This window comes from Tolypothrix bouteillei VB521301 (assembly GCF_000760695.4).
GTDB classification, from domain to species: Bacteria; Cyanobacteriota; Cyanobacteriia; order Cyanobacteriales; family Nostocaceae; genus Scytonema; species Scytonema bouteillei_A.
In genome coordinates this window covers 819779-842127 of the sequence record NZ_JHEG04000001.1, presented here as the reverse complement: position 1 = coordinate 842127, position 22349 = coordinate 819779, and the positions used below count along the sequence as shown (strand labels likewise).

The window sequence follows — 22349 nt, the reverse complement described above, 5'->3', positions numbered from 1 at the left end:
TAAATACTTTAATTATATTTAAATGTGTTGACTTTAAAATGCTCATAAGGTTGTCATTTGTGAAGCGATGCGTAGCAATAACTCCTTTCGCCTACAGTTTTAGATAGTGAATTTTGCTATTTTCACTTCTAAAGATCTCAAAGAAATTAAATGTACGATACTTTTAGGCTCGTAGTTGCGTTTTAGCGCTGTAAATTAAATGACTAAGTGACAATCGGTAGATATTCATTTTCACAATTTCTAATAACAAAAAATAAGGATTGGTAAGGGTATGCAACTATGCGCCAATATTTAAGATACTTATCTCTTTTTTGCTGTAGCTTGTTACTAGTACTCTTCTTTGGTCAGGTCAATGGCTATACCTTAGCCCAGAAAGTATCGCCAGAGGATGCTACTAGCGTAACTGCGATCGCTTTTAGTCAAGATGGGAAAAACGTAGCAGCTGGGTTTAGGGATGGGCGAGTCTTAGTGTTCGATCCAGAGACTGGAAAAGAAAAAAAAGCCTTGCCAGGACACCTAAATACTCCCGTCACCGGAGTGGCTTTTAATCCACTCAGCAACAATCTAGCTAGTGTGGGGAGGGACAGTGTAGCCCGAGTCTGGAAGCCAGACACTGGAGAACAAACCAATCTTCTCCAAGCACACGAAAACCCACCCAGAACGATTGCCGCCAGTCAGGATGGGAGGATTTGGGTCACTGGAGCCGAGGATACCCGAGTCGATGTCTGGGATATCCAAACTGGCAAACTACAGCAAATTTTTGAAGGTCATACAGGCTTTGTCAACAGTGTTGCCGTAAGTCCCGATGGAAAGACTGTGGCAAGTGGAAGTGATGACACCACAATTATCTTGTGGAACCTAGAAACTGGAAAGAAACGTAAAGTTCTACTCGGTCATACGAATGGAGTCACTTCCGTTGCTTTCAGCCCAAATGGAACACTTTTGGCTAGTGCTAGCAACGATGGTACTGTTCGTCTTTGGGATGTGAATAGCGGTACTGTGGATCGGGTTCTTAGAGGTCCTACTAAACGTATTAGGACAGTAGCTTTTAATTTAAGTGGCACCGTTGTAGCAGGTGGAGGTGATGAAAATAACATTTTCTTGTGGAGTCTACCAAGCGGTACGCCACTTGGCACACTTCGGGGGAATAAGTCGATCGCTGGAATTGCTTTTAATCCCGTAGATAGCGATACCTTAGTGAGTGGAGATAATGCAGGTGAGATCGTTCTGTGGGACACCCTCAGAGGTCAACAGAAAAAAATCATTCAAGTACCGCCTAAAGGTCAGGGACAGAAAAATCAACAAAAAATTCAAAAAATTCAAAAATCTCAAGCTTTAATCAATTCAGATCGTCTAAGTTCGTTAAACAAAACACTTCTTGCATCCGTACCTTCACCTCCAGGTGGGCCAATCCTTATTGTTACGAGTGGGTCTAATCCCTTTGGAAACTACTACGCTGAAATTCTACGAACTGAAGGGCTCAACTCGTTCAATGTCAGCGATATTTCAGCAGTGTCAGCAACGACGCTTGCAAACTATGATGTTGTCATCCTTACCGACCTTAGTCTTTCATCCCAACAAGTAACAATCTTTACTAATTGGGTGAATGGTGGTGGCAATCTCATCGCGATGCGTCCTGACAAACAGCTCGCGAGTTTGCTCGGGCTGACAGATACGGGTAGTACCCTCTCAAACGGCTATTTGCTAGCAGATACTTCAAAGCCCGCAGCTAATGGAATTATCAACCAGACTATCCAGTTCCATGGAACCGCCGATCGCTATACTTTAAATGGTGCTACAGGTATTGCCACGCTTTACACAAATGCGACCACAGCAACCACAAATCCTGCTGTCTCATTACGCAGTGTCGGAAGCAATGGCGGACAAGCAGCTGCATTCACCTACGACTTAGCACGTTCAGTCGTCTACACGCGCCAGGGAAATCCTGCATGGGCAGGACAAGAACGGGATGGATTTTCTCCCATTCGATCCGACGATCTGTTTTTTGGTGATTCTCAGCCAGATTGGGTTGACCTTAACAAAGTTGCAATACCCCAAGCAGATGAGCAACAGCGCTTACTGGCAAACCTCATCATCACAATGAATCTTTCTAAAAAACCGTTACCGCGCTTCTGGTATTTCCCAAATGGGAAAAAAGCGGTTGTGCTGATGACAGGGGACGATCATGGCAATGGGGGAACTGGGCCGCGCTTCGACCAATTCAATGCTAGCAGTCCAGCTGGTTGTTCGGTTGACAATTGGGAGTGCATTCGGGGGACTTCATATGTCTATCCCACTCCTGGTATGCCCTTAACAAACACTCAAGCAGCTGCTTATGATGCTCAAGGGTTTGAAATTTCATTACACGTTAATACCAATTGCAGTGACTTTACACCTGCATCTCTTCAAACTTTTTACACGCAGCAATTAAATGATTTTGCTAACAAGTACCCAAGTCTACCAGCACCATCAACCCAAAGACATCACTGCTTGGTTTGGAGTGATTGGTCTAGCACACCAGAAGTAGAACTCAATAAAGGAATACGACTGAACACCACTTATTACTACTGGCCGCCCTCTTGGATTCTCGATCGTCCCGGCTTCTTTACTGGTAGCGGTATGCCCATGCGTTTAGCTAAACAAGATGGGACAACGATTGATGTTTATGAAGCAAATACTCAAATGACTGATGAATCCGGACAGTCATACCCCTACACCATCGATACTCTATTGGATCGAGCGTTAGGGTCAGAGGGATATTACGGTGTTTTCAATGTCAATGCCCATACTGATACTGCAAACTCGTCAATCTCGGATGCAGTTGTTAATTCTGCCAAAACTCGCAGCGTACCCGTTGTTTCCGCTCAGCAGTTATTGACTTGGTTAGATGCTCGCGGTAACTCCTCCTTTGGTTCATTGGTATGGAACAACGGCACTTTGAACTTTACTATTACCAAAGGAACGGGTGCTAATGGTTTACAGGCAATGTTACCCAATCAAGTTGGCGGTGCGCCCCTCAGCTCGATTACACGTAATGGGACTCCCGTTAACTTTACTACGGAAACCATTAAAGGAATTGTGTACGCAAGGTTTGCAGGCGAGACAGGTTCATATGTCGCTACATACGCTGCCGATACTGTTCCTCCAACAGTGACTTCAACATCCCCTAACAACAATGCAATAAATGTAGCAATTGGAACAAACGTTACAGCTACTTTTAGCGAAGCGATCGCACCAACAACCATTAACACAAATACTTTTGAATTGCGTAACTCGGCAAACGCCCTAGTAAGTGCAACTGTCACTTACAACGAAGCAAATCGTACTGCAACGCTAATACCAACAACCTCCTTAGCTGCAAATACAACCTATACAGCCACTCTTAAAGGCGGAACAACAGATCCGCGTATTAAGGATTTGGCAGGCAACGCCTTGGCTACTAGCTACACATGGTCATTTACTACAGGAAGTTTACCCTGTCCTTCCGAACAACCCTGTAGCATCTGGAATAATTCAGCGACACCAAGTAATCCATCAGAAGCAGATTCCAGTGCTATTGAAATAGGTGTCAAATTCCGCTCAGATTTCAATGGATATATAACTGGTATTCGCTTCTACAAGGGTAGCGGCAACACGGGAACTCACGTCGGCACTCTCTGGAGCAGCACCGGGCAACAACTGGCAAGAGCAACATTCAGCAACGAGACATCTTCAGGTTGGCAACAAGTTAACTTTTCTACTCCAGTTGCGATTACAGCCAACACCGTCTATGTAGCGTCCTACCACACTAACGTTGGTAGATATGCAGCCGATAAAAATTTCTTTGCGAGTTCTGGAGTCGATAATCCACCATTATATGCTTTGCGTAATGGGGTAAGTGGAGCCAATGGTTTATACAGCTATGGTTCCAATCCTATTTTCCCGACTAGCTCCTATCAATCTAGTAACTATTGGGTAGATGTGGTATTTGCCACTAATATTACTCCCGACACAACCCCACCAACAGTGACTGGAAGCACTCCTGTAAACGGTACAACTGGTGTCAATCCCAGTACAAGTGTCACCGCCACCTTTAGCGAACCAATAGATATAGCCACAATTAACACCAACACTTTTGAATTACGCAATGCTAGCAACACACTCATACCCGCTAGCGTCACCTATGATGCTGGAACTCGTACTGCAACCCTAACACCAACTAGCCCGCTCGCTACTTCTACGACTTACACTGCTACGCTTAGAGGTGGTAGCACCGACCCCAGAGTCAAAGATGTATCGGGAAATGCTTTGGCACAAAATTACACTTGGTCGTTTACTACAAGCAATACATCATTTGTAACTATCTGGAGTAATTCAGCAACTCCAAGTACAGTCAATACAAATGACTCGAGTGCAGTGGAACTGGGTGTGAAATTCCGCTCCAGCCAGAACGGTTACATTAAGGGTCTTCGTTTTTACAAAGGTTCGCAAAATACCGGAACTCACGTTGGTACCCTATGGAGCAATAGCGGACAACAGTTAGGAAGGGCAACTTTTGCTAACGAAACTGCTTCCGGTTGGCAGGAAGTCTACTTTACAACTCCTGTCGCGATCGCAGCCAATACTGTTTACGTAGCTTCTTACCACACCAATGTCGGTTTTTACTCTAAAAATGAAAATTACTTTACCAATTCTGGTGTCAGTAATTCCCCATTGTATGCACTCCGCAACGGAGAAAGTGGATCTAACGGTATCTACAGATACAGCGCTACCCCTGTATTCCCCACCTCTACTTATCAATCATCTAATTATTGGGTAGATGTCATATTTAGCACAACACCGTAGCTAAAAATTGTAGAGGCGTTATTTCCAACGCCTCTACAATTTTCCCTTCTGCCTTCACTCAAGGATAAATATTCATGCCTACCTACTTAAATAAGTTATGAAAATTTCTACCTAGGGCAGGCAATACTCACCACATAAGGTTTTTTGCAGGCGATGCCCACCTGACTACGTATATTTCAAAAATTAAATAGGAGCCCCATACATATACCTGTATTCAAGCAATCAATACATAGAAATCATAAAAATTACATCACAGTCCTATCAGTAACTTGAACAAATCTAATGAAGAAGTTGCTCAAAAATATATTACTGATGATGCTCGCAATTTTAGTTGTCTTGCAACTAAGTGTGGGCGATCGCGTGCCAATGCAAAAAGTGCTTGCTGCAGATCCGTGTACTTCACCTGCTAACTCAATTGTTGCTGAAAACTGTAAAGCAGGGAATCCTGCGTCTGAGTGGGATATTAGCGGTATTGGAGATTCAAGCATTCAAGGATTTGCCACTGATATTAGTGTGAACCGAGGGCAAACCGTTTCCTTCAAAATCAAAACCCCTGCTCCAAGTTACCGCCTTGATATCTATCGTATGGGATACTACGGTGGACAAGGTGCTCGTAAAGTAGCAACAGTTAACGTACCGCAAAACCAGACTCCCAGCCAGCCGAACTGCATCAATAACGCAACGACTGGACTTATTGATTGTGGAAATTGGGGCGTGTCGGCATCATGGAATGTTCCAGAAAATGCCACGTCGGGAATTTACTTTGCCAAAGCAGTGCGTACTGATACTAGCGGAGCCAGCCACATAGTCTTTATTGTCCGAGATGACTCCAGTACTTCCGATCTACTTTTTCAAACTTCCGATACAACTTGGCAAGCATATAACAACTACGGTGGCAATAGTCTCTATACAGGTTCGCCTGCGGGTCGAGCTTACAAAGTGAGTTACAACCGCCCTTTTAACACCCGTATAGTTGATAACGGTCAAGATTGGGTATTCAACGCTGAATACCCAATGGTGCGTTGGTTAGAAGCTAACGGATATGATGTAAGCTATTTTACTGGTGTAGATAGCGATCGCTTTGGCGATCTGATCCGCAATCATCAAGTTTTCCTATCGGTAGGTCACGACGAGTATTGGTCTGCTCAACAGCGTGCTAAAGTTGAAGCCGCTCGAAATATAGGTGTTCATTTAGCATTCTTTAGCGGTAATGAAGTTTTTTGGAAAACTCGTTGGGAAAACAGCATTGATATTTCAAACGCACCCTACCGCACCTTAGTTTGTTATAAGGAGACCAAAGCAAATGCGGCGATCGATCCAGAACCAACAACTTGGACTGGAACTTGGCGCGACCCCCGCTTTAGCCCACCCAAAGATGGCGGTCGTCCGGAAAATGCCTTAACGGGTACGCTTTTTACTGTCAACGATGGGGCAACTACAGCTATACAAGTACCAGCGGAAGATGGCAAAATGCGCTTCTGGCGCAATACTAGTGTTGCAACTCTTTCTCCAGGAACAACTGCCACACTTGCCAATAGCACGCTGGGTTACGAATGGGATGAAGATATAGACAACGGCTTTCGACCCTCAGGCTTGATTTGGTTGTCCACAAGGACTGTTAACAATGCCCCTGTTCTTCAAGATTACGGGTCTACTTTTGGGTCTGGTACAGCTACCCACCATTTAACACTGTACAGACACAGTAGTGGTGCTTTAGTGTTTGGTTCCGGAACCGTACAATGGTCATGGGGTTTGGATATCAATCACGATCGCAGACCATCAGGTGCAACCCCAGATGTGCGTATGCAACAAGCAACTGTTAACTTGTTTGCGGATATGGGTGTACAACCGGGCTCTCTCCAATCTGGTTTGCAATTAGCAACTCCCTCTTTTGACTCCACTGCTCCCACTGCAACAATATCTTCACCAACTGCCAGTACAACAGTGCAGCTCAATAATCCTATAGCTATTACAGGTACAGCAAGCGATACAGATGGCGTTGTTGGTGGTGTTGAGGTATCAGTTGATGGTGGAACAACATGGCATCTAGCTAACGGTCGTGCTAACTGGAACTACACTTGGACACCCACAACGACTGGGACAGTCACTATCAAAAGCCGTGCGATTGATGATAGCGGCAATATCCAAACACCTGCAACGGAAGTAGCCATTGCAGTTGGCGATCGCGCCTGTCCGTGCAGTATCTGGAACAGTTCCGTGACTCCCGGATTGATAACAACTCAAGACTCAAATGCAGCAGAACTGGGTGTGAAATTCCGTGCCAACCAGAATGGCTACATCAGTGGCATTCGTTTTTATAAAGGACCGCAAAACACGGGAACCCACGTTGGTACTTTGTGGAGCAGCGGAGGAACGCAATTAGCGAGGGCGACATTCAGTAACGAGACATCTTCAGGCTGGCAGCAAGTTAATTTTGCGACTCCAGTACAGATTACTGCCAATACTGTTTACGTAGCGTCCTACCACACGAGTGTTGGTAAGTACTCCAAGAACGAAAATTTCTTTACCAATTCGGGTGTGAACAGTTCGCCCTTGTATGCACTTCGTAATGGTGAAAGTGGTGCCAATGGTGTGTATATTTATCGCTCTACCCCTACCTTCCCCACCAACACTTACCAAGCCAGTAACTATTGGGTAGACGTAGTCTTTACTACCAATGTTGCGCCAGACACTACCCCACCAACAGTAACAGCCAGCACTCCTGGTAATGGTACAACTGGTGTCAGCCCCAGTACAACCATCACCGCTACCTTTAGCGAAGCGATAGATACAGCTACACTTAACAGCAACACCTTTGAGTTACGCAACGCCAACAACACACTTGTACCTGCCACCATCACCTATGATGCGGGCAATAGCACTGCTACACTCACACCAAGCAGTCCCCTTGCAACTTCCACAACCTATACTGCTACACTCAAAGGCGGTAGCACCGATCCAAGAGTAAAAGACTTAGCAGGCAATGCCCTAGCACAAAACTACACTTGGTCGTTTACTACAGGCAACGCATCATCAGTAACAGTTAGCATTTGGAATAACACAGCAACTCCTAACCTTATTACAGAAAATGACCCGAGTTCAGTGGAACTCGGTGTGAAGTTCCGCTCAAGTCAGAACGGTTTCATCAAAGGCATTCGTTTTTACAAAGGACCGCAAAATACAGGAACTCACGTTGGTACCCTATGGAGCAGCAACGGTCAGCAGTTAGCAACGGCAACCTTTATTAACGAAACTGCCTCGGGTTGGCAGCAAGTCAACTTTGGGGCTCCGGTCGCAATTACTGCTAATACTGTGTATGTCGCTTCCTACCACACCAATGTCGGTTTCTATTCCCAAGACGTAGGATATTTTGCTAACTCTGGTGTAAGTACTCCACCTCTGTCTGCACTCCGTAATGGTGAATCTGGACCTAATGGGGTCTATACCTATAGCAGTAATCCTGCTTTCCCCACCTCCACTTATCAATCAGCTAACTACTGGGTTGATGTCATATTTAGTACAACGAACTAATCGTTCGTTCGATCTTTAAAACTTTACCAAACAAAAGCGAGTCCGGGGGCTCGCTTTTTTTATTGTCGAGCCAATTCCACAGATTTGTGTCCCATAACTTATACAGCGATCGCAGTCTTAGACTTACCCATTTTGAAATATGTAACCGATTTTCTATAAGAGGAATATGCAGATGCCCGCTCAAATTTATCATCTGATTGCCTTTCTTGTTGCTGCTGTAGTTGTTCTCTGGACAACTCCTGATGTTAGAAATTTTGGCATCAAAAGCGGACAAGTAGATAAACCTAATGAACGTAAAGTTCATCAACGTCCAATGGTGCGACTTGGAGGAATTTCTATCTTCGCAGGTACTATTGCCTCCTTGTTAGTAATTTGGGCATTAGGTGGATTTGGAAATTTGTCAACTGAAAAAGAATGGCAAATATTGGGAGTCATCCTCGGTGGTGTGGGCTTTTTTCTGATCGGATTAGCAGACGATTTGTTAAATCTATCTCCTATTGCACGACTTATGGTACAGATAGTTGTCGCAACAGGTGCTTGGAAAGCAGGTGTCAGTATAGATTTTTTGAGCATTCCTACAGGTGGGCTAGTTCAGCTGGGCTGGTTGAGTTTTCCCGTCACAATTGTGTGGCTTGTGGGAATGGTTAATGCAATTAATTGGATTGATGGTTTAGACGGCTTAGCTGCTGGGGTATCGGGAATTGCATCTGTGGTTATGTTGGTTGTGGCGTTATTTATGCAGCAACCCGAAGCAGCTTTAATAACTGCAGCCCTTGGTGGTGGGGCATTGGGTTTCCTCCGTTATAACTTCAACCCCGCACAAATCTTTATGGGAGATGGTGGGGCTTATTTTATGGGATTTACCCTTGCAGCCGTGAGTGTAATTGGTTTGGTTAAAACGGCTGCTGTGACTGCAGTCCTATCACCTTTTCTCATTCTGGCAGTCCCAATTATAGATATGTCAGCAGTGATTCTACTGCGAGTTCTTCGGGGAAAATCACCTTTTATTGCAGATAAAAGCCATTTACACCACAGACTGTTAAGGGCTGGGCTGTCGCACAGAAGAACTGTTTTATTTATTTATTCTTTAACCTTTTGGGTTGGGAGTTTGGCATTAGTTATTGCGGGGATACCAAATAGCATTGCTTTTGCTTGTGGTGCTACTTCTTTGCTGACCTACAACAGCTTGAAAGTCCGGAAGAACTCCGAGCAATCCTAGAAAAAAACAATATTAACCAACTTCAGAATAAGTATACTCAACTTCCCTTTGTCCAACTACTTCAGGAGCACGGACTCTCAAACTCATTTGTTCGGCGCGAATAGTTAAAAAAGGTTGACCCAAACCAATCTCCGCAAAAGGGCTTTCCGCCGGAACTTCTAATTTGGAACCGACTAGTCCCAAACGCGATTCCATTTCCGCTGAAAAGCAGAGTAAATTGGTATTTTTGGCGCTAAAACTAGAAGCCCCAAACCACTGTGGCCATGCAAAAAGTGGCTTTTGATAGTTGAGAGTACATAATGTTCGCTCTCCCTGGCGAACAGTAATTTGTTCGCCTTTTTCCCAAGTGAACTCTGCTATTTCTTTGGGTAATCCCCAAATTTCTCGACCACCCGCAACTGATTCTGGATTGTCTACATATATGTGGGAAACCCATCCACCAACTTTTCCTTGATAGCCCACAACCGCCGGAACTACAATTAACTCGCTATACTCCAATTCAGAGCCTTGTCCGTAATAGGATAGATATACACCACCAAGAGTTTTACCGGGTAATACGGTAATGATTTCTAACTCTTTGGGTATCAGGTGACGCACTCGCTGAATCTCGATCGAATGTCCGGTTAGGAGAGCGTAGCCATTCAGTATCCAAGGTGCTTGTGGGTATGCCATTGTTTGCTAGATATGAATAAATGACTTGGTGCTACTGAACCCGTGTTCAAGCAGTACCAGGTTTAATATAGAAGCTAGCTTGCGATCGAGCACCTTACTCTGGGTACAAATTTATTAATAAGTTCGTTGTCATAAATGAAAGTTAAGCGGTTACCGATGACTGTCTTGTAGTTTCAATACTTTTGCGTTCCACTTAGCTATATGCTCGTTTGCTTCTTTATATAGAGGACGCCCTTCTGTAATTAAGCTAGCTTCATTAATTGCCATCTGTAGAGATATCAAATCATTGCGACTTGCAAGTTTTTTAGCTTGATCGAGTGAGGAGCGATCGTCAACAATTTCTATATTTTGTCTGATATCAGCAATCAGTTTTTGTGCTTCATCATAATAACGACCATAACTGACCATGCTAGCCTCGCTAATACCATCTATCATCTCTTCAACTTTTTGAGACTTCGCTAGGTTCCTAGCTTTAGTTAAATAAGCAACATCTTGTGCTTCTTGCTCTTGCTCCCAATTGTCTATTTTCTCCGTTTCTTGTTTGGCTATTGATTGACGATATCTTTCTTCTTCTGCAGCTTGTTCTTCCTGTTTTTCTCTAATATCGTGAATTTGCGCTACTAATTCTTGATACTTAGTTGTTTCCCAATAATCGTTCCCTATTTGTAAGAGTTTTCTAGCTTCAGTTAGTGCTATATAAGAATTATTTCGCTCGTCTTTCTCTAGTTTGGCTATAGCATTTTCATAAATGACTGAAGCTTTTGACCATACAGATCTCCATTGTTTAATTCTGTTATCTACTAACTTATAAGTAGAAACATTGTGCGGAATATTTTTAAGAATATCAACGGCTCTATCTATATCTCCCTGTTGAAATGCATTTTCACCCAATCGCAATATTGCCTGAGACCACTGTTCTATGAGCTGTTCGGCTATTTGATGTTGGGGATGCGATGCTTCTATATTACTTACTAATTCTATGGCTTGAGTCAACTTCTCTACATCTTGTTCGTCCGCGATCGCTTTGCCACAATAGAGAATTGTAGAGGTAGAAGTTTTACTTGATTCTGATAAACAATCGGGAAGTTCTGGTAACTGAAAGAGTTGAGCGAGACCCCATGCGCCCGCACCAACTGGAAATGATAATGTTATAGCAATCCAAACCCACCATTTGAGAACTGGAAACCACTGCTGCACATTCATTTGTCTGTTCATCTAGAGTACAAACCCTTAGTTGTTAATATTCAGTGTTCCCATTTTTTAATAGATGTTGCTAAGAAAACCGTATAAAGTAATATCAATTTTTTAAATAAGTGTCTGAGACTGCTTGGTTAAAATTTGTTAGTAGTTGGCATATACGTAGAGACGCTTTCAGTCAGCGCGTCTTTACAAAGGTTATTGCCAAGCGGGTTTGCCTTAACCAAGTCATGTTGAAATAGTCGCTGCATAAGATTTTTACAAAATTTGAATATGAAAAACTGTAAAAAAATTACCCATCCAAGAGTATCTTGGATGGGCATTCTGAATTATATGAAGGGATTGGAGGCTAGGAAATCAATCCTCCGTTCCCAATCACCAATCCCCTTAAATTACTTAGACTCGGTGAAATCAGCATCAATAACATCATCACCGCTACCACCTGAGGAAGCACCGCCATCAGAGGGGTCTGAGGGAGCACCAGTTGCAGAAGCACCGCCACCTGCTTGTTGATATATGTTGCTACCAACTGCAAAAAGTGCTTGTTGCAATTCGGGCATAACCTTCTTGATTTGCTCGTCGTCTTCCTTAGCGACAGCTTCGCGCAAATCTTTAACCAAACCTTCTACTTTGGTCTTGTCAGCAGCAGGAACTTTATCGCCTAATTCTTCTAACTGCTTCTCAGCTTGGTATGCTAAGGAATCAGCTTGGTTCTTGCGGTCAATTTTCTCCCGACGCTCTTTATCAGTAGAAGCATTTCTCTCAGCTTCATTGACCATGCGCTCAACTTCGGTCTTATCTAGGGTAGAAGCACCAGTGATGCTAATGGATTGCTCCTTACCAGTACCTTTGTCCTTAGCCGTTACGTTGAGAATACCGTTGGCGTCAATATCAAAGATAACTTCAATTTGAGGTACACCGCGAGGTGCAGGGGGAATACCATCAAGACGGAAGGTACCCAAGCTCTTGTTATCATTTGACATTTCCCGTTCACCCTGGAGAACGTGAATTTCCACGTTGGTTTGACCGTCCACGGCTGTCGAGAAAACTTCTGACTTCTTGGTAGGAATGGTAGTGTTGCGAGGGATAATCTTGGTCATGACACCACCCAAGGTTTCAACACCCAGAGACAGTGGTGTTACGTCTAACAGCAAGATACCAGTCACATCACCGCCAAGCACACCTGCTTGAATTGCTGCACCAACAGCTACCACTTCATCAGGGTTTACGCTCTGGTTGGGGTCTTTGCCCAACACGGTTTTCACAAGTTGCTGTACTGCGGGGATACGGGTAGAACCACCCACTAATACAACTTCATTAATATCGTTTTTGCTTAACTTCGCGTCACGCAGTGCATTTTCTACAGGAACGCGACAGCGCTCAATGAGGTCAGCACAGAGTTTTTCAAACTGAGTACGCGTCAGTGTCATGTCCAGGTGTTTTGGTCCATCCTGGGTAGCAGTGATGAAAGGCAAGTTAATTTCTGCTTGGGTAACGCTAGAAAGTTCGATCTTCGCTTTTTCTGCTGCTTCAGTCAGACGTTGCAAAGCTTGTCTGTCTTTACGCAATTCGATCCCTTCTTGCTTTCTGAATTCTTCTGCTAGGTAGTCAACAATTTTCTTGTCGAAGTCGTCACCACCAAGGTGGGTGTCTCCAGACGTTGCTAATACTTCAAAGACGCCGTCACCCACTTCCAGAATGGATACGTCGAAGGTACCGCCACCAAGGTCAAATACAAGAATGGTTTCTTGGCTCTTCTTATCAAAACCGTAAGCCAAAGAAGCGGCTGTTGGTTCGTTGATAATCCGCAAAACTTCAATACCGGCTATCTTACCTGCATCTTTAGTTGCTTGGCGCTGGGAGTCGTTAAAGTACGCAGGAACGGTAATAACGGCTTGAGTTACGGTTTCACCAATATATTTGCTGGCATCTTCTACCAGTTTGCGGAGAACTTGTGCTGAAATTTCCTCAGGTGCAAACTGTTTGCCCGCTACGGGACAGTCTAATTTTACGTTACTGTTGCTGTCGCGTAGAACTTTATAGGAAACTTCAGTCGCTTCATGGGTAATTTCATCAAATTTACGACCAATGAAACGCTTCACTGAATAAAATGTGTTTTCAGGGTTCATCACTGATTGGCGCTTTGCAATTTGACCAACCAAGCGATCGCCATTTTTTGCAAACGCTACGACTGAAGGTGTTGTCCGAAAACCTTCTGCATTCGCAATTACTGTAGGTTTACCACCTTCCATAACTGCTACGCAGGAGTTTGTAGTACCTAAGTCAATTCCAACTACTTTTGCCATTGTAGGTGCTGGCTCCGTATAACTACAAGAAATTTAAAGAGAGTATTAAGGACTAAATCTTGAACTAACTGAACGAGAAAGCAGCCAGTCCAGCAAGAATTCCTTATGATTTGACGTACTGCTGATATATATACTGAGCCGATGTAGCCAGTCCATGAAGGGTGGTTTTCCGAACTATATTAGGGCGGTTATGCCTCTATGCTGGTTAATAAGACCACTGAGTGATTGGCGATCGGCGTTCCGTCACTCATCTAATGTATGAGAATTAATACTGAAAACAATTAGGGTGAACCGTATCCCTCATGTGGTGTTTGCCGTCTTTTAACAATGGTTAGTAGTTCGTTCGTAGCTACTTATCTACCACTAACCACTAACCATTTACAATAGAAAAACTTCCCTGCTTGTTGCTCGATTTATGGTTACGCTGTCTCCTAGTTTAAAAGCTAGACTTTCGACTCCTTTAAAAATTGGTTCGGTTGAGATCAAAAGTCGCGTCCTCCAGTCGCCTTTGTCTGGAGTGACTGATATGGTATTTCGGCGGCTGGTGCGTCGTTATGCACCAGAGTCAATGATGTACACGGAGATGGTAAATGCCACGGGCTTACATTATGTTAAGCAGTTGCCCAAAATCATGGAGGTAGACCCGAACGAGCGACCAATTAGCATTCAGTTATTTGACTGTCGCCCAGATTTTTTGGCAGAAGCAGCGGTGAAAGCAGTTGCAGAAGGTGCTGATACCGTTGATATTAATATGGGTTGTCCGGTCAATAAAATTACTAAAAATGGAGGTGGCTCTTCCTTACTGCGTCAGCCAGAAGTGGCTGAAGCCATCGTTCGAGAGGTGGTCAAATCGGTTAACGTACCTGTGACCGTCAAAACCCGTATTGGTTGGAACGACAAAGAAATTACAATTCTGGATTTTGCCAAGCGGATGCAGGATGCAGGAGCGCAAATGATTACGGTACACGGTCGTACCCGCGCCCAAGGTTATAACGGGAATGCGCGTTGGGAATGGATCGAACGCGTTAAAAATGTACTTTCAATACCCGTGATTGCAAACGGGGATATTTTTTCGGTTGAAGCTGCACTGAAGTGCTTGGAACAAACTGGTGCTGATGGGGTGATGTGTTCCCGTGGAACTTTGGGTTATCCGTTCTTGGTTGGAGAAATTGATTACTTCCTCAAAACTGGAGAACGTTTACCACCGCCTACTCCAATTCAGCGTTTGGAATGCGCTAGGGAACATTTGGAAGCTTTATATGAGTACAAAGGTATTAAAGGTGTCCGCCAAGCACGCAAGCACATGACTTGGTATGCTAAAGGTTTTGTTGGTGCTGCCGATTTACGCGGACAGTTGAGCGTAATTGAGTCGGTTCAGCAAGGTGTAGATTTAATTAACAATGCTATTGAACTCTTGACTCAAGGTTACGAACCGGAGGAAGAAACGGCATCTGATTTTGCAATGGTGTAATCATAGTCTCACGACTTACCTGTCCAAAATTGATCGCGAAGCAGTTAAGCGAGGAATGTTTCAGGCAAAGTTATTCTTTGAGATGTCATACTTGATTTAGCAACTGAAAATACTCATCTCTGGAAATTCCAGCTGTTTTCAAGTTATTTCTGATGATTGAAACAGGAATTTCATCGTATGTTGGGATTACAACTGGTCTAGAGCTACCCTGTTTGACGTAACAACGATGACTCCCTTCTTGTCGCGCAAATTCAAAGCCTGTAGCAAGAAATACCTTTTCAAGTCGTTGCCAAAAAATAGGTGTGATTTTCGGCATTAAGAAACACCTACTGTCACAAAATGCTTTTCAATCGCCACCAAATCGGGGCTTACCCAGTTTCCATCCTGCAATTTGTAGCCCGTTTCTTCAAGAATTTCTTCTAAAGTACCCATAGAGGCTGCGGTAACTAGAAAAAGGTGAACTGCCTCGTCTAAAGCAATTCTTGCCGCCTCAGGTGTCTGCCCTGAACTCATAACATCTAATGGTATGGCATGAGCTACAAATTGCGAGTCTTCTTTCCAAATTTGAACTGTGTAGTTAACGTACATTTTCCTATCCTGTCTTCACAATTAAGTACTGCCGCCACTGCCTGAATTTTAATTATCGCTTCAACTGTACTGGGCAGAGTCGCGTGTTCGCCCGCACTTACGTGAATTTGAAATGCTGCTTTGGGCAAAGTAACAGAAGCTGTTAAGTGGCGTTCGCAAAGCGTGCCGGAGGCAATCGCCCCTTATGGATGTAAGAAACCTTGCGATTTCTGAGGAGAGGGATAATTCCATTTGCCACCTACTTGATTTCGGGAGATCGGACATATATTCTGTGAATCATTACCATTTCTTACTCCCAAAGTCAACACCCCAGTCTGCGACCACTTCATTCCCATGCAGAGTACGAGCACGAAAGTAAAAACAAGAGAAAAAGGCAATTTTGCTAAATGAAATTAACAAAAATTTGGTAAAGAAATGTGAAGAAAAAACGAGCACGAAAATAGGCAGATTGCAAGGCTGATAAGTCACTCACTGCGGTACTCTAGATAAAGTGAATTTATCTCCTGGCTTTACATACTTTTTTATGACATCTGTTGTTTCCAGTTCCATACGCACAATTCGCATTGGTTCTCGTAAAAGCCAATTAGCACTCGTTCAAACCCATTGGGTACAAGAACAACTCCAGAAACGTTTTCCAGAAATTTCTTTTGAAGTTCACACCATGGCTACCCAAGGTGACAAAATTCTGGATGTTGCCTTAGCCAAAATTGGCGATAAGGGATTATTTACTAAAGAACTTGAACTGGGAATGCTGAATCAGGAGATTGATTTTGCCGTTCACTCTCTAAAGGATTTGCCCACACGTTTACCTGAGGGATTGGCACTAGCGGCTGTTACAGAACGTGAAAATCCAGCAGATGCACTTGTCGTGCATGAAAAATATAAGGATAAACAAATTGATACTTTGCCAGAAGGCGCAGTGATCGGAACTTCTTCCCTCAGACGACTGGCACAATTGCGGTATCATTTTCCTCACCTCAGTTTTAAAGATGTACGGGGAAATCTCAACACGCGCATGTCTAAACTGGATGCTGGCGAGTACGATGCTCTGATTTTGGCTGTTGCAGGCTTGGAACGATTGGGAATGAGCGATCGCATTCATCAAGTTTTGTCCAAAGAAGTGTCTCTTCACGCTGTAGGACAGGGCGCTTTGGGGATTGAATGCCGTGCTGATGATGCTGAATTGATATCGCTGCTTAAAGCCATCGAACATCCAGAAACACGCGATCGCTGTTTGGCAGAGCGAGCTTTCCTGCGCGATTTAGAAGGTGGCTGTCAAGTTCCCATCGGTGTCAATACAGAAATCAACGGTGATACTTTAACTCTAACGGGTATTGTTGCCAGTGTAGATGGAAAAAAACTAGTCAAAGATACAGTCTCTGGAGAGACTGAAGATGCAGAAAAATTAGGAACGGAACTTGCACAAAAGGTGAGAGAGCAAGGAGCACAAGAAATTCTCAACGAAATCTTTGCTGAAATCCAAAGAAATTCTTAATTTAATCTGCTAGCAATGTGATTAGATCAAAGGAAGTTACCGTTGTACGGCAGTAGGGTGGGTATAACCCACCAGTAATGTCACGGTGAGTCATGCCCACCCTACCGCAGAGTTTAAACTAGGCAGAGCTGGGGAAATACAGATTACCATGCGGATTCTATTTGTTGCGGCTGAGGCAGCTCCCGTTGCCAAAGTTGGAGGAATGGGTGATGTTGTCGGAGCACTACCTAAAATCCTGAAAAGAATGGGGCACGATGTACGAATATTTTTGCCCTATTATGGCTACATCTCAGACAAGTTAGACGTTCCAAAAGACCCTATTTGGAAGGGATTTGCCATGTTCCAAGACTTTGCGGTATACGAAACCGCTCTGCCTGGTACTGATATTCCTTTATATTTGTTTGGACATCCAGCATTTTGGCCGCGAAAAATTTACGGTGGGGAAGATGAATTCTGGCGGTTCACGCTATTTGCCAACGGTGCTGCTGAGTTCTGCTGGAACTACTGGAAGCCAGAAATTCTCCACTGTCACGATTGGCACACAGGTATGCTCCCCGTGTGGATGCACCAATCTCCTGATATCACCACTGTTTTTACGATACATAATCTGGCATACCAAGGTCCCTGGCGTTGGTACTTAGAAAAAATTACTTGGTGTCCTTGGTATATGCAAGGACACAACACAATGGCAGCAGCGGTGCAGTTTGCAGATAGAGTCACTACTGTTTCCCCCACGTATGCCGAGCAAATCAAAACAGCTGCTTATGGCGAAGAGTTAGAAGGCTTGCTGTCTTTTATTAGCGGGAAATTATCCGGGATTCTTAACGGTATAGATACTGAAGTTTACGATCCTGGTAATGATAAATATATTGCTCAGACTTTTACACCCGATACCCTAGAAAAACGCCGAGCTAACAAAGTGGCTTTGCAGGAAGAAGTAGGTTTGGAAGTCAATTCTAATGCCTTTTTGCTGGGAATGGTGACGCGTTTAGTAGAGCAAAAAGGCATTGATTTGGTGCTGCAAATTCTAGATCGTTTCCTGGCATATACTGATGCACAAATTGTAATTTTGGGAACAGGGGATAGATACTATGAAAGCCAACTATGGCAAATGGCATCTCGGTATCCCGGAAGAATGGCAACTTACATACTATATAATGATGCATTAGCTCGTCGCATCTACGCAGGGAGTGACGCCTTCCTCATGCCAAGTCGATTTGAACCTTGTGGTATCAGCCAATTGATGTCTTTACGCTACGGGTGCGTACCAATTGTTCGCCGTACAGGGGGACTGGTTGATACTGTCTCTCACCACGATCCGATGACAGAATCAGGGACTGGTTATTGTTTTGACCGATACGAGCCGTTGGATCTTTTTACCTGCTTAATCAGAGCCTGGGAAGGTTACCGTTACAAACCTCAATGGAAAGAACTTCAACAACGGGGTATGAAAGAAGATTTTAGTTGGTATCGCTCTGCCAAACAGTACGTAAATTTATATAGGTCAATGTACGGCTTACCGGAGGAAGAAGACGAACCAATTCTACAAACACAATCAGACACGCAAATTAATGAGGAAGTTGTGACGGTGGCTGCATTACCAGAGTGAATAGCGAACAGCGAACGGCGAACAACGACCTGTTAAGGAGGATAAAAATACCGTAAAATTACCTTAATTGCCAAACATTTAATCACGTAGGGACACAACAATGTTGTGTCCCTACAAAAGCTAAGGATACAAACCCGTACAGATAAGCTTTTCTGACTTTAGAAGTCAGAATTGATGAAGGAAATATTGCCCTAAATTAAATTTTTTGTAAACATTACGGTTCTGCTTGGGAACAATATCAAAGTGCATTCTGTTACCTGTCATTGATTGAAAAAACTAACTTTTTCCACTCGGTATTTTGGCAAGACATTCCTTCTCCGTACACCTATAGTGGTAGCCAATCTTAAGATAACAACTGACTTACAAATTTATTCAGATGACTAAGTCAATGTTGTTGTCGTAACACTGTAACAGCAATCCTCAAAAAACACTCTGAACCATTTTTCCTCTGGGGTGGAAACTAATGAAAAAAATAACTTTGTCTCGTATTTGTGGTTGTGGCTTATCTGGACTATTATCCTTTGTGGTCCTGCTAGGTACAAATAATCGTGTTCTTACAGAGGAAATTCAAGAGTTCAGCATTCCAGAAAATTCAGTTCCTCCCAACTCGGTTCCTCCCAATTCAGTTCCTTATAATTCAGTTCCTCCCAATTCTGTTTCTCCACACTCTACCTCTCCAAACTCCCTCTCTGCTGGAATGATTTGGCCCACTCAAGGCGTTATTTCTCAAGGGTTTCGCAAACGGTTTCATGAAGGCATTGATATTGCCGGACCAGTTGGAACTCCTATTTTTGCAGCAGCTAGCGGTGTAGTGATACACTCCGGCTGGGAAGATACGGGACTTGGCAATGCAGTTAATATTCGACATCCTGATGGTCGCATCACAGTTTACGGTCACACTCAAAAAGTGTTAGTCCGCACGGGACAAAAAGTCGAACAAGGTCAGATGATTGCCAAAATGGGATCTACTGGCAATAGCTCTGGACCTCATCTGCATTTTGAAATTTATCCCAACGGTCGTCTTGCTGCTGACCCCACACGTTTTTTACCACCATTAATTGCAGGAAGGATACCCCCGCAGAAAATAGCAGCATCTCCTACTTATGGTAGAAGATACGATCCCGGTTCTGGTGGAACGTCATCATTCATGGGAAGACGTCACGTCTCACCTTCACAATCAATGTCTGTACCGGGTGATTTTCCCAAACAGGAATATTCTCCTGACAATTTTGATGCTGAACCTCCCGAACCCGTTAATGCTGAATGCAGTGGGAAGACAGTCCTAGAAGGAGAAACAGTGAGCGTTCATGTCAAGGTGTGCTATGAGGACGGACAGCTTTTCTATATAGGACAAAAGAAAGAATACCCTGGTAGTCCCATTAAGATACCAGCCCGGCAGATTGGCGGACAAACCTATCAAGCAAATAACGGCAGTTTCTGGTATCGTGTCAGCCCTCAAAAAGTAGAAGTTTGGCAAGATGGCAACCCCTATCCTATCCGTTCTGACAGATTTGACAGACCAAATGTTTCCGGAGGTTGAAGAAAAAATTGGGACAAGGAGGACAAGGGAGACAAGGGAGAAATTGCTACTACAGCAGGCGCGTAAATCAACCAAGGATCAACAATTGCTCAAAAATTGCCCGATCGCTTTTTGCTTCTTCACTTTAGGTTTCCTCTGCCTTCTGTCTTTTTTAAAACTACCTATCTGTCAGCGATCTAAATCACATTTTCTGAATATTTTTGCGATCGCCAGCATAGTATGGCGCTCTTAGAGTTTCGTGACAAATATTAATTTTTTTTTTCAATTTCTAAGTAAAAATTTCTACATTAAGTCGTATACTATTACATGAGTATTTCCGGAAATACTCAGAATTAACACGGAAACAGGCAAGGCAAATCTCTACATCTAGCATACTTTTTAAAGAAGGAGATTTTTGTGGACTATCTTGCTTATTCTCTACTGGATAGTGCCTATGCAGAGGCAACAGAAGATACTGAATACGATCTTCCTGAATTTCAATTCCAATTCCGTTGGAACAGGCAATTCAAATCGGCTTGGTTAACTTTTGCTAGCCTGGGTACTATTGGTGCGTTGTTTGCAATCCTTGGTCAAGCTCAACCAGCTTCAGCGGCTTACTACGGTCGTTATTACCAGTACTATGTAAACACCAATGGTGGCAATCTTAATGTTCGCTCCGGTCCTAGCTATGACTATCCTGTAGTAGGTAGTGTCAGAAATGGCGCATCTCTCGCCCGAGCTGAAAGATACAGAAACGGATTTGTTCAGTTAAGCACTGGTAATTGGGTTTCTTCTAGATGGATTAGCACAACTCCCGGTTCTGGATATCGACCCGGCTATGGTGTTGGTGGTAGATATGGCAGAAACTGCTACTGCTACGGTACAGGTGGAAGATACCACCACAGAAGAGCTTACTACGGTTCCGGTGGAAGATATGGATACGATCGCGTAGTATACCGTCCTGTATACCGTACTGTATACGTGTACAGACCATATCGGAACGGTTATTACTCCAGAGGCGGTCGCCGCTATTACAACGGCTACTATGCAAGCAATCGTCGCTACTATGACGGTTACAACAGATACAACAGTGGGTATTAATACTCTCTCGTTGTCGTTTAAAAATCCCTCTCAACTGAATTAACAAATTCTGGAACACCCTGTCTTATATATATTATGGAAAGGCAGGGTGTTTTTGCGTTGCTATAGATTATACCTTCGCTCTCCTGATGTTGTCGTTATAACACTGTAAGAGCAATTAACCACGGATGTTTGGAAGCATCTTTAGTTATGGAGAGGAAATTCATGCAAAAAGTGACAAGTTTGCAAGCGTACAGCTATAGTTTGATAACACTTATGACTTTTGCAACTCTGTTAGGTACAAGCAACCACGTTTTATCGCAAACAGCACAACGTTCTCTTAAAAGTTTTCAAACGGCTTTCACTGTTGACTTTGTCTCACCATACTCTAAGACACAACCAACTTCCGCATCGCAGAAGAAACCACCTGCTACCTCAAAAGTTAAAAATCGGTACAGTATTACTACAATTCTTGAAGGTGAGACAGCCAACTTTATAGTCAAAATTTACAAGGAAAACAATCAAATTTTATACCTAGGTAAATCCAGGAAAGACCCTAATAAACCTGTGAAACTACCCGCTAAAGTTGTGGGCAAATCTAAATATCGCGCCAATAATGGTAGCTATTCCTATATTGTCAATCCTGATGGAGTAGAAGTTTGGCAAAGCGGTCGTAAAATTCGTGCCGATCGCTTTCGACTTTCCAAAGTATTTCAGTAATCGGTAACTAGTAATCGGTGGGCGATCGCTCACCGACCATCGCCACTAACAAGTTATACCAAATCCGTTTCTCCATTCCGCACCCTCAACGGTTAGTAAAAAGACGCTTTAGTGGTTC

The 22349-nt window shown here is 43.6% G+C and carries 14 protein-coding genes; 9 read left to right on the top strand and 5 right to left on the bottom strand.

All coding sequences use genetic code 11. The features are described 5' to 3' along the window. Window positions 1-279: 279 nt before the first annotated feature. The 3 genes from HC643_RS03160 (at window position 280) to HC643_RS03150 (ending at window position 9574) form a co-directional block, all read left to right on the top strand. Window positions 280-4824 carry a DUF4082 domain-containing protein gene (locus tag HC643_RS03160; protein ID WP_038081147.1) on the top strand — a complete coding sequence of 1515 codons (4545 nt, stop codon included), beginning with the start codon at window positions 280-282 and terminating at the stop codon, window positions 4822-4824. Between the two features lie 282 nt (window positions 4825-5106). Then, window positions 5107-8355 (top strand): N,N-dimethylformamidase beta subunit family domain-containing protein, encoded by a 3249-nt coding sequence (locus HC643_RS03155; protein ID WP_038081145.1) that lies wholly within the window; start codon window positions 5107-5109, stop codon window positions 8353-8355. Window positions 8356-8527: 172 nt separating this feature from the next. After that, complete coding sequence (locus HC643_RS03150) at window positions 8528-9574, top strand: glycosyltransferase family 4 protein (protein ID WP_038081198.1); 1047 nt, start codon at window positions 8528-8530, stop codon at window positions 9572-9574. A 12-nt stretch (window positions 9575-9586) separates the two neighbouring features. Here HC643_RS03150 and HC643_RS03145 read toward each other — a convergent pair whose 3' ends face one another. The 3 genes from HC643_RS03145 to dnaK form a co-directional block, all read right to left on the bottom strand. Next, on the bottom strand, window positions 9587-10246 hold the full coding sequence (locus tag HC643_RS03145; protein ID WP_038081143.1) for an acetoacetate decarboxylase family protein: 660 nt from the start codon (window positions 10244-10246) through the stop codon (window positions 9587-9589). A 150-nt stretch (window positions 10247-10396) separates the two neighbouring features. Then, window positions 10397-11461, bottom strand: coding sequence for a hypothetical protein (locus tag HC643_RS03140; protein ID WP_038081141.1), 1065 nt, complete (start codon window positions 11459-11461; stop codon window positions 10397-10399). Between the two features lie 374 nt (window positions 11462-11835). Beyond that, entirely contained in the window at window positions 11836-13749 is a 1914-nt protein-coding gene (dnaK, locus tag HC643_RS03135) for a molecular chaperone DnaK (RefSeq protein WP_038081137.1), read from the bottom strand. A gap of 415 nt (window positions 13750-14164) precedes the next feature. On the opposite strand from dnaK, the gene dusB reads away from it, so the two are divergent. Continuing rightward, entirely contained in the window at window positions 14165-15220 is a 1056-nt protein-coding gene (dusB, locus tag HC643_RS03130) for a tRNA dihydrouridine synthase DusB (protein WP_038081134.1), read from the top strand. Between the two features lie 85 nt (window positions 15221-15305). Here the strand turns inward: dusB and HC643_RS03125 are convergent, their stop codons facing one another. Further along, on the bottom strand, window positions 15306-15536 hold the full coding sequence (locus HC643_RS03125; protein ID WP_038081132.1) for a type II toxin-antitoxin system HicA family toxin: 231 nt from the start codon (window positions 15534-15536) through the stop codon (window positions 15306-15308). Further along, window positions 15536-15808: a hypothetical protein gene (locus tag HC643_RS03120; RefSeq protein ID WP_038081130.1), complete on the bottom strand. Its 273-nt coding sequence runs from the start codon at window positions 15806-15808 to the stop codon at window positions 15536-15538. Before HC643_RS03120 ends, HC643_RS03125 begins: the two co-directional genes overlap by 1 nt. Window positions 15809-16331: 523 nt before the next feature. On the opposite strand from HC643_RS03120, the gene hemC reads away from it, so the two are divergent. From hemC to HC643_RS03095, 5 genes are all read left to right on the top strand, one after another. Next, window positions 16332-17303, top strand: a complete 972-nt coding sequence (gene hemC / locus HC643_RS03115) for a hydroxymethylbilane synthase (RefSeq protein ID WP_038081128.1) — start codon at window positions 16332-16334, stop codon at window positions 17301-17303. Window positions 17304-17451: 148 nt separating this feature from the next. Further along, entirely contained in the window at window positions 17452-18912 is a 1461-nt protein-coding gene (gene glgA, locus HC643_RS03110) for a glycogen synthase GlgA (RefSeq protein ID WP_038081126.1), read from the top strand. Window positions 18913-19375: 463 nt separating this feature from the next. After that, window positions 19376-20452, top strand: coding sequence for a M23 family metallopeptidase (locus HC643_RS03105; protein WP_038081123.1), 1077 nt, complete (start codon window positions 19376-19378; stop codon window positions 20450-20452). Window positions 20453-20848: 396 nt separating this feature from the next. Further along, window positions 20849-21532 (top strand): SH3 domain-containing protein, encoded by a 684-nt coding sequence (locus tag HC643_RS03100; protein WP_050046113.1) that lies wholly within the window; start codon window positions 20849-20851, stop codon window positions 21530-21532. Window positions 21533-21736: 204 nt separating this feature from the next. After that, window positions 21737-22231: a hypothetical protein gene (locus HC643_RS03095; protein ID WP_050046112.1), complete on the top strand. Its 495-nt coding sequence runs from the start codon at window positions 21737-21739 to the stop codon at window positions 22229-22231. The last annotated feature ends 118 nt before the right edge of the window (window positions 22232-22349 follow it).

What these genes read in the sequence shown, in the direction of transcription:
- HC643_RS03160 (WP_038081147.1), top strand. Translation starts at nt 280, where the DNA reads ATGCGCCAATATTTAAGATACTTATCTCTTTTTTGCTGTAGCTTGTTA.
- HC643_RS03155 (WP_038081145.1), top strand. Translation starts at nt 5,107, where the DNA reads ATGAAGAAGTTGCTCAAAAATATATTACTGATGATGCTCGCAATTTTA.
- HC643_RS03150 (WP_038081198.1), top strand. Translation starts at nt 8,528, where the DNA reads ATGCCCGCTCAAATTTATCATCTGATTGCCTTTCTTGTTGCTGCTGTA.
- HC643_RS03145 (WP_038081143.1), bottom strand. Translation starts at nt 10,246, where the DNA reads ATGGCATACCCACAAGCACCTTGGATACTGAATGGCTACGCTCTCCTA.
- HC643_RS03140 (WP_038081141.1), bottom strand. Translation starts at nt 11,461, where the DNA reads ATGAACAGACAAATGAATGTGCAGCAGTGGTTTCCAGTTCTCAAATGG.
- dnaK (WP_038081137.1), bottom strand. Translation starts at nt 13,749, where the DNA reads ATGGCAAAAGTAGTTGGAATTGACTTAGGTACTACAAACTCCTGCGTA.
- dusB (WP_038081134.1), top strand. Translation starts at nt 14,165, where the DNA reads ATGGTTACGCTGTCTCCTAGTTTAAAAGCTAGACTTTCGACTCCTTTA.
- HC643_RS03125 (WP_038081132.1), bottom strand. Translation starts at nt 15,536, where the DNA reads ATGCCGAAAATCACACCTATTTTTTGGCAACGACTTGAAAAGGTATTT.
- HC643_RS03120 (WP_038081130.1), bottom strand. Translation starts at nt 15,808, where the DNA reads ATGTACGTTAACTACACAGTTCAAATTTGGAAAGAAGACTCGCAATTT.
- hemC (WP_038081128.1), top strand. Translation starts at nt 16,332, where the DNA reads ATGACATCTGTTGTTTCCAGTTCCATACGCACAATTCGCATTGGTTCT.
- glgA (WP_038081126.1), top strand. Translation starts at nt 17,452, where the DNA reads ATGCGGATTCTATTTGTTGCGGCTGAGGCAGCTCCCGTTGCCAAAGTT.
- HC643_RS03105 (WP_038081123.1), top strand. Translation starts at nt 19,376, where the DNA reads ATGAAAAAAATAACTTTGTCTCGTATTTGTGGTTGTGGCTTATCTGGA.
- HC643_RS03095 (WP_050046112.1), top strand. Translation starts at nt 21,737, where the DNA reads ATGCAAAAAGTGACAAGTTTGCAAGCGTACAGCTATAGTTTGATAACA.